Genomic DNA, 7231 nt, shown 5'->3' with positions numbered 1-7231 from the left:
TCTCGTTCGCCGCGCACGGCGGCATGGTCGCGCGGGCTGCCGAGCGTCTCGTGCTCGTCGTCAAGGGCGTCGACCCGGCCTCCGTCGTCGTCCCCGAGGCCGGCCACGCCGCCGAGCCCGCCGGCTACGCCGCCGCCCTCACCGCGTACGCCCGCGGCGACGCGACCGGCATCCAGCAGTGGCTCCAGTACGCGTCCCAGGCCCAGGCGCGGGGCGCCGAGGCGTCCCCCGTCGCGCAGGGTCGGCGCTGAGGATCTCCCTGTCTGCTGGTGGCCCTGTCCTGCGGCTGCGTCGGCGCGGCTCCTCGGTCGGGTGGGGGTGCGTCGGTGCGGCTCCTCGGTCGGGTGGGGCTGCGTCGGCGCGGCTCTTTGCTCGAGTGGGGCTGCGCTGGCGCGGCTCTTTGCTCGAGTGGGGCTGCGCTGGCGCGGCTGCGACTCGTCCTGCGCTCCGAAAGGGCCTCGACCGGGCGGCTGGGAGCGGCGGCGCCTCTGGTTCTCGGGCTGTGGCTCGCACTGGGGACGCAAGAATCTGCGTTGGCGCGTCCCATCGGTGGATCTGCAACCGCAGGAGCGCCTCTGCGGTTGATCATCCACCGCCGATGGGGTCCGACGGGGCAACGATGCTTCCTTCTCGTGGACCGTGCCACGAGAAGGGAGAAGCGCTGCCACCCCCACCCCCCAAGGGCGCCCACGCTTCTTCCTTCGTGCGTTCGAGGTCGAACGCTTCTGCGTTGGTGACGGGATTCCGTAGGGAACGCAGAAGCCTTGGAGTCCCACGCACGAACGCAGATCCTTGCGTCCGACGCGGGCCACAGCCCGAGACCCCAGCCCAGCGCGCCCGTCAGCCGCCCGGTCGAGGCCCTTGCGGAGACCACACCCACACCGAGCCGCGCCGACGCAGCCCCACCTCAACAGCAAGCCGCGCCGACGCAGCCCCACCCGACCGAGAACCCGCGTCAACGCACCCGCAGGTCGACGGCGAGGCCCGTCAGACCCGCGGAGCGAGCTGGTCGTAGATCCAGGCGTACGTCTTCTCCAGGCCGTCGCGCAGGGAGATCGACGGCTCCCAGCCGTACAGCTCGTGGAACATCGTGTTGTCGCTGTTGCGCCCGCGGACGCCCTGCGGCGCGGTCAGGTCGTGCTGCTTCTGCACGGTGATGCCGGCGATGTCCTCGAGGATGCCGATCATCTGGTTGATGGTGACGAGCTCGGACGAGCCCAGGTTGACCGGCTCGACGTTCTCGCCGGCGAGGATCTCCTGGGTGCCGCGGACGCAGTCGTCGATGTACATGAAGCTGCGGCTCTGCTCGCCGTCGCCCCACACGTCGATCGTGTGCTCGCCGGTGAGCTTGGCCCACGCGATCTTGCGCGACAGTGCCGCGGGGGCCTTCTCGCGGCCGCCCTCGAACGTGCCCTCGGGGCCGTAGACGTTGTGGTAGCGGGCGACGCGGGTGTGCAGGCCGAAGTCCTCGCGGAAGTGGCGCGCCATGCGCTCGCTGAACAGCTTCTCCCAGCCGTAGCCGTCCTCGGGGTCCGCCGGGTAGGCGTCGGACTCCGTGAGGGCGGTGACGTCGGGGTCGGTCTGCTTGGTGCCGTTGTAGACGCAGGCCGAGCTGCTGTAGAAGAACTGCTCCGTGCCGGCGTCGCGCGCGGCGACGAGCATGTTCGTGCTGGTCAGCACCGACAGCATGCACTCGGCCTTGTTGTTCTCGATGAAGCCCATGCCGCCCATGTCGGCGGCGAGGTTGTAGATCGCCTGGGTGCCCACGGCCATCTTGTGCGCGTCGCCCATGTCGGAGCAGTCGGCGACGACGTTCTCGGCGTCGGCGTGGACCTGGTACCACTCCTCGACCGGCTTCTTGTCGACCGCGCGGACCTGCAGGCCCTGCGCCAGCAGGTCGGCGGCGAGATGTCCGCCGATGAAGCCGCCCGCACCCGTCACCAGAACCGTCATGCCTCGTCCGCCCTCCGTGGGAAGTCGCCCGCGACGTCGGCCGCGGCGTGTGTCCGTACGCCTGTACAACGACCGGGCGCGAGGACGTTACGGGTGCGGGCGTGACGGACGCCGCAGACAGGCTCCCCGACGTGTGCCGTGGCCTGCGCCGTGACCCGGACGCCCCCGCGTCGTTGGAACGCGAGAAGGGCCGAGGGAGAGATGGTCGCTGGCCTAGACTTCGCATCGACCCGCCGAGGGCGGGAGCAGGAGGGAGAGCCGTGGACCTGCGGCAGTTCGTCGGCGCCCTGCGCGCGCGCTGGATCTTCAGCACCGTCACGTTCGTGGTGGGGGCGATCATCACGGTCGCCGTGGTGCTGCTGTCCTCGCCGCAGTACGGCTCGTCCGTGAAGGTCTTCATCTCGACGCCGTCGGGCGGCTCCGCCGAGTACGCAGCCTCGTTCATCGTCACCCAGCGCGTCGCCTCGTACGCCGAGCTCGCGACGGACCCGTCGCTGCTGCAGCGCGTCGTCGACGACCTGAACCTCGACGAGTCGGTCGAGGACCTCGAGAAGCACGTGTCGGCGACGGTCATCACGAACACGCAGACCATCGACCTGCAGGTCACGGCCGACACGCCCGAGGGTGCGCAGCGCATCGCCGGTGCCACGGCCGACCAGCTCGTCGACCTCGTCGAGCAGCTGGAGCGCCCCTCGATCCGCGACGAGGCGCCCGCCATCGCCGCCCGCATCGCCGCCGAGCCGAGCATCAGCGACGTCCCGGTGTCGCCGAACATCCCCCTCAACATCGGCATCGGCCTGCTCGTGAGCCTGTTCCTGGCGATCGTCGGTGCACTGCTGCGCGACCTCTTCGACCGCACGGTCAAGTCGCGCCAGGACGTCGAGCGCATCAGCGAGCAGGCCGTCCTCGCGACGCTGCCCTTCGACCCGCTCGTCAAGCGCACGCCGCTCATGACCGAGACGGGCGGCAGCCTCGCGGAGGCGTTCCGCGTGCTGCGCACGAACCTGCAGTTCTCCGACATCGACGGCGAGAGCCACGCGATCCTCGTCTCCAGCGCGCTGCCGAACGAGGGCAAGACGCTGGTCGCCACCAACCTGGCGCTGTCGATGGCGCAGTCGGGCCGCTCGGTGCTGCTCATCGACGCCGACATGCGCAACCCCAACGTCGCCGAGCTGCTGGCGCTCGAGAACTCCGTCGGCGTCGTCACGGTCCTCGTCGGCCGCACGTCGCTGGAGGAGGCCACGCAGCCGCACGTCAGCGGCATCAGCTTCATGGGCACCGGCCCCGCGCCGCCGAACCCGGCGGAGGTGCTCGACACGCAGGCCATGCGCGACCTCCTCACGCGGGTCCGTGAGCAGTACGACGCGGTGATCATCGACGCGCCGCCGATGCTGCCGGTCGCCGACGCCTCGATCCTGCTCCCGGAGGTCGACGGGGTGCTGCTGCTCGTGCGTCACGGGTCCACCACCCGCGAGCAGCTGCGGCTCGCCGTCGGCCGCATCCAGACGATCGGTGGTCGGCTCTTCGGCACCGTCCTGAACCGCACCCCGCGCCGCTCGGGCGACGCGGACGGCTACGGCTACGGGTACGGCCACGGGTACGGGTACGGGTACTCCCCGCAGCCCGACCCCGAGCCCGAGCCGCGTGCCACCGTGGTCGAGGAGAAGCTCCGCGGCCTCACGACGCGCGGACGACGCGTCCGGCGGTGAGCAGGGTGGGCACCCCGGCATGAGCGGCGTGACGCGGCAGCGGTCGAACGGGACGCTGCGCCCCGAGTGGGTGGAGCAGGTCCGCTCGGCCGTGCCCGCCATCGTCACGGGGCTCGCGCTCGTGCTGCTCGTGCCGCGAGCGGCGTCGTCGGTCGTGGTCGGCGTCGTGCTCCTGCTCGTCCTGACCGGCGTGGCGGTGCTGGCCGTCGTGGGCTTCGAGGGCGCCGCCATCGGCTTCCTGGTGCTCGGCACGGCGCTGTCACCGCTGGACAACCTCCGCCCCGTCGCGGCCCTGGCGTTCGCGTCGACGTCCGACATCATCCTGCTGCTCGGCGTGTTCGCCCTCGTGCCGGTGCTCATCGGTCGGCGGCTCGTCATCGACCCGCTCTTCCTCGGGGCCGGCGCGGCGTTCGTCGTGGTGGGCCTGTTCACGTCGGCCCTGGCGGCCGACCCCGGGACGAGCCTGAACAACCTGCTGCGCCTGGTGGTCGGGGCGCTGCTGCTGCCGATCTTCTACATGGCCTGGCGGCCCCCGCGTGCCGTGGTCGTCTCGCTCGCGCTGGCCTACGTCGCCGGCAACGTCGCGAACGTCGTCGCCGCCTACACGGTCGGCGGCGTCGGCGACGGTGGTCGTCGCATCGGGTACTCGACGCACCCGAACGTCCTGGGCCTGTGCGCGATGCTCGCGATCGCCCTGCTGCCGTTCCTGCTGGCCGCGGTGCCCCGCGGGTGGCGTCCGGCGGTCGTGGCCGCGACGGCCGTCTGCGCGTGGGGCGTGTGGATCAGCGGGAGCCGTGCGGCGCTCGTGGCGGCGGGAGCGGTGCTCGTGCTCTGGGTGCTGGTCAGCCGCTCGGTCACCGTCGCGCTGACCCTCTTCGGGCTGGGCCTGGTGCCGCTGTACTACGTCGGCGTGAACATCTCGAACCTCGCCGCCAGCGACAACGCGCTCGGGCGGCTGCTCGGCGGTGGGTCGTCGCAGGGCTCCAACGCCGAGCGCGAGGTGATCGCCCGCGAGGCGTGGGAGGTCTTCCTCAGCCACCCGATCCTCGGCAACGGCCTGTCCGACGTGCTCAAGGCGCACAACATCTACCTGCAGGTCGCGGCGGCCGTGGGCATCGTCGGCTTCGCGTTCTTCGTCGTGATGCTGGGCTCGACGGTGGTCCGCTCGCTCAGCCTCGACCGCGTCGGCGGGCTCCTCGTCCTGCCCTGCCTGGGCTACCTGATGATCGGCTTCATGACGACGATCCTCTGGGACCGTTACGTCTGGGCGGTCCTCGCCCTCCCGTTCCTCGCGTCGGCGGCATTCGCCGCCGACCGGGCCGTCGCCGACGCGGACGTCGCGTCGGACGATCCCCTCCCCATCCCGACATCACCGGAGGCCCCATGACCGTCCTCGACCGCGCCACGTGGGTGGCCCGCCGCACCCGTCAGACGGTCTCGGTGTTCGACAACGGCTGGACGGTGCTGCGCCACATGGCGACCGGTGCCGACGAGCTGGCCTTCGAGGTCGACGGCCTGACGATCCACTGCCCGAACGCACCCGGGGCCCGGGTGCCCGTCTACGAGGTGTTCGCCGAGGACGAGTACTCGCTCGACTGGTTCGCGCAGGGGCTGCCCGCCGACGTGCACGTGGTCGACATCGGCGCGCACATCGGCTGCTTCTCCACCGACCTGGTGCGACGGTTCCCGGGCGCGTCGGTGCACTCCTACGAGCCGACCCCCTCCACGGGCGCCTACACGGTCCGCAACGTGGAGTCCAACCGCCTCGGCGACCGCATCACGGTCCACCGCGCAGCCGTGGGTGCGCGCGCGGGCACGCTCGTCATGGCCGACAACGGACCCGGCAGCGGCCACAACGGCGTGCTGCACCTGGGCGAGTCGGGCGCCACGGAGATCGAGGTGGCGTGCGAGAGCATCGCCGACGCCTTCGCGGCCTCCGGCGGTCGCGTCGACCTGCTCAAGATGGACGCCGAGGGCGCCGAGTACGGCATCGTGCTCGAGTCCGACCCGGCGCTCTGGTCCGGGGTCCGTCGCGTCGTCATGGAGTACCACCACTCCGACGACCACGACTTCGGCGAGCTGCGGACCTTCCTCGAGGCGGCCGGGCTGTCGCTCGTGCGGCACGAGACCGGTGGTCCGGGCTTCGGCCTCGCCTGGTTCTCGCGCGACCCGCTGCCCGCCGCCGGCTGAGCCGCGTCGGCTCCCGACGCAGGAGGACGGCGCCACCGGGGTGGGTGGCGCCGTCCAGGGGTCCAGCAACGCATCAGCTACCAGGCGTGCACTTCCTCGTATCGTCGGCCCGGGTCCGCCGGCGGTGACGGGTGTCCCGGAGTCTCGACAACCCAGTGGGACGGGTGATCGCCGCGTGGGTACTGGGTGCTGGGCCGTCTGTGGAGTTGTCCTGCTGCTTCCCTTTGTACGCCCGCCGACGGGACGACGGAACCCCTACGCGGACGTAACCTCACGTGCCCGGTTTCACGAGCGCACGAGCAGGCGCCGACCGGGCGTGCGCCGGGCGCGCAGGCCTCGCTGCACGAGCAGCGCGGTGCCCGCGGCGGCGCCGGCCCCGACCAGGGCCCAGAACGCGCGACCCGTCGTGCTGTGCAGTCCCAGGCGGCTGCGCAGCGCCACCGGACGGTCGAACACCAGCACCGGCCACTCGCGCTCGGCGGCGATCCGGCGCAGCGCCTTGTCGGGGTTGACGGCGAACGGGTGGCCGACGGCCTCGAGCATCGGCACGTCGGTCTCGGAGTCGGAGTAGGCGAAGCAGGCGTCGAGGTCGTAGCCGCGCTCCTCGGCGAGCCGGCGCATGGCCGTCGCCTTGTGCGGGCCGTAGGCGTAGAACTCGACCTCGCCGGTGTAGCGACCGTCGCGCTCGACCAGCCGGGTGGCGATGACGTCGTGCACGCCGAGCAGCTCGCCGACCGGTCCGACGACCTCCGAGCCCGACGCGGAGACGATGACGACGTCGCGCCCGGCGCGCTGGTGGTGCTGGACGAGGTCGACGGCCTCGGCGTAGACGATCGGGTCGATCACGTCGCGGAGCGTGCGGCGCACGGCGTCGCGGACGACCTCCACGTCCCACCCGGCGATGAGCGACGTCATCTGCTGGCGCATCTTCTCCAGCTGGTCGTGGTCGGCGCCGTTGAGCCCGAACATGAAGTTCGCGTAGGCGCTGCGGAGCACGGCGCGCCGGGTCAGCAGCCCGCCCTCGAAGAACGGCTTGCTGAAGGCCAGGGCGCTGGACCGGGCGATGATCGTCTTGTCCAGGTCGAAGAACGCGGCCGAACGGGGGCTCACCCGGCCAGGATAGGCCCGCTCGCGGAACCGCCGTCCACAGGTGCGCACGCCGGTGCGTCGCGCGGCGTCCCTTCGTCCACAGGCAGGGCGAGGCAGGCTTCCGCCGGCCGGCGCCCGCTGGTTGCGTGGGCGTCATGGACACCGCGCCCCTGCTCGTGGCCACGGCCGACCCCGACGCGCTGGACGACGCGCTGCGCTGGTGCGCGGCCGTGGGCGTCACCCCCGAGGTCGCGTCGGACGCCGTGGCGGCGCGGAGGTCCTGGTCGGCG

The 7231-nt window shown here is 71.9% G+C and carries 5 protein-coding genes and 1 pseudogene; 4 read left to right on the top strand and 2 right to left on the bottom strand.

Features of this window, described 5'->3' with window-relative positions:
• A pseudogene (locus NH339_RS16565) lies at positions 1-251 on the top strand (oxidoreductase); the annotation flags it as partial.
• A gap of 736 nt (positions 252-987) precedes the next feature.
• Here NH339_RS16565 and NH339_RS16560 read toward each other — a convergent pair.
• Entirely contained in the window at positions 988-1953 is a 966-nt protein-coding gene (locus tag NH339_RS16560) for an NAD-dependent epimerase/dehydratase family protein (protein WP_253027124.1), read from the bottom strand.
• 260 nt (positions 1954-2213) lie between these two features.
• On the opposite strand from NH339_RS16560, the gene NH339_RS16555 reads away from it, so the two are divergent.
• Genes NH339_RS16555 through NH339_RS16545 form a run of 3 tightly spaced genes read left to right on the top strand, consistent with a single transcriptional unit; the run spans position 2214 to position 5852 of the window.
• Entirely contained in the window at positions 2214-3662 is a 1449-nt protein-coding gene (locus tag NH339_RS16555) for a polysaccharide biosynthesis tyrosine autokinase (RefSeq protein WP_253027123.1), read from the top strand.
• 19 nt (positions 3663-3681) lie between these two features.
• Positions 3682-5049: an O-antigen ligase gene (locus NH339_RS16550; RefSeq protein ID WP_253027122.1), complete on the top strand. Its 1368-nt coding sequence runs from the start codon at positions 3682-3684 to the stop codon at positions 5047-5049.
• Positions 5046-5852: an FkbM family methyltransferase gene (locus NH339_RS16545; protein ID WP_253027121.1), complete on the top strand. Its 807-nt coding sequence runs from the start codon at positions 5046-5048 to the stop codon at positions 5850-5852. Before NH339_RS16550 ends, NH339_RS16545 begins: the two co-directional genes overlap by 4 nt.
• A gap of 285 nt (positions 5853-6137) precedes the next feature.
• On the opposite strand, the gene NH339_RS16540 is transcribed toward NH339_RS16545, so the two are convergent.
• Entirely contained in the window at positions 6138-6962 is an 825-nt protein-coding gene (locus NH339_RS16540) for an HAD family phosphatase (RefSeq protein ID WP_253027120.1), read from the bottom strand.
• Positions 6963-7231: the final 269 nt, after the last annotated feature.

Source organism: Aeromicrobium sp. CnD17-E, from assembly GCF_024124745.1.
GTDB lineage: Bacteria > Actinomycetota > Actinomycetes > Propionibacteriales > Nocardioidaceae > Aeromicrobium.
Note: the sequence above shows the minus strand (reverse complement) of the source record. Positions and strands in the feature narration are given on the sequence as shown.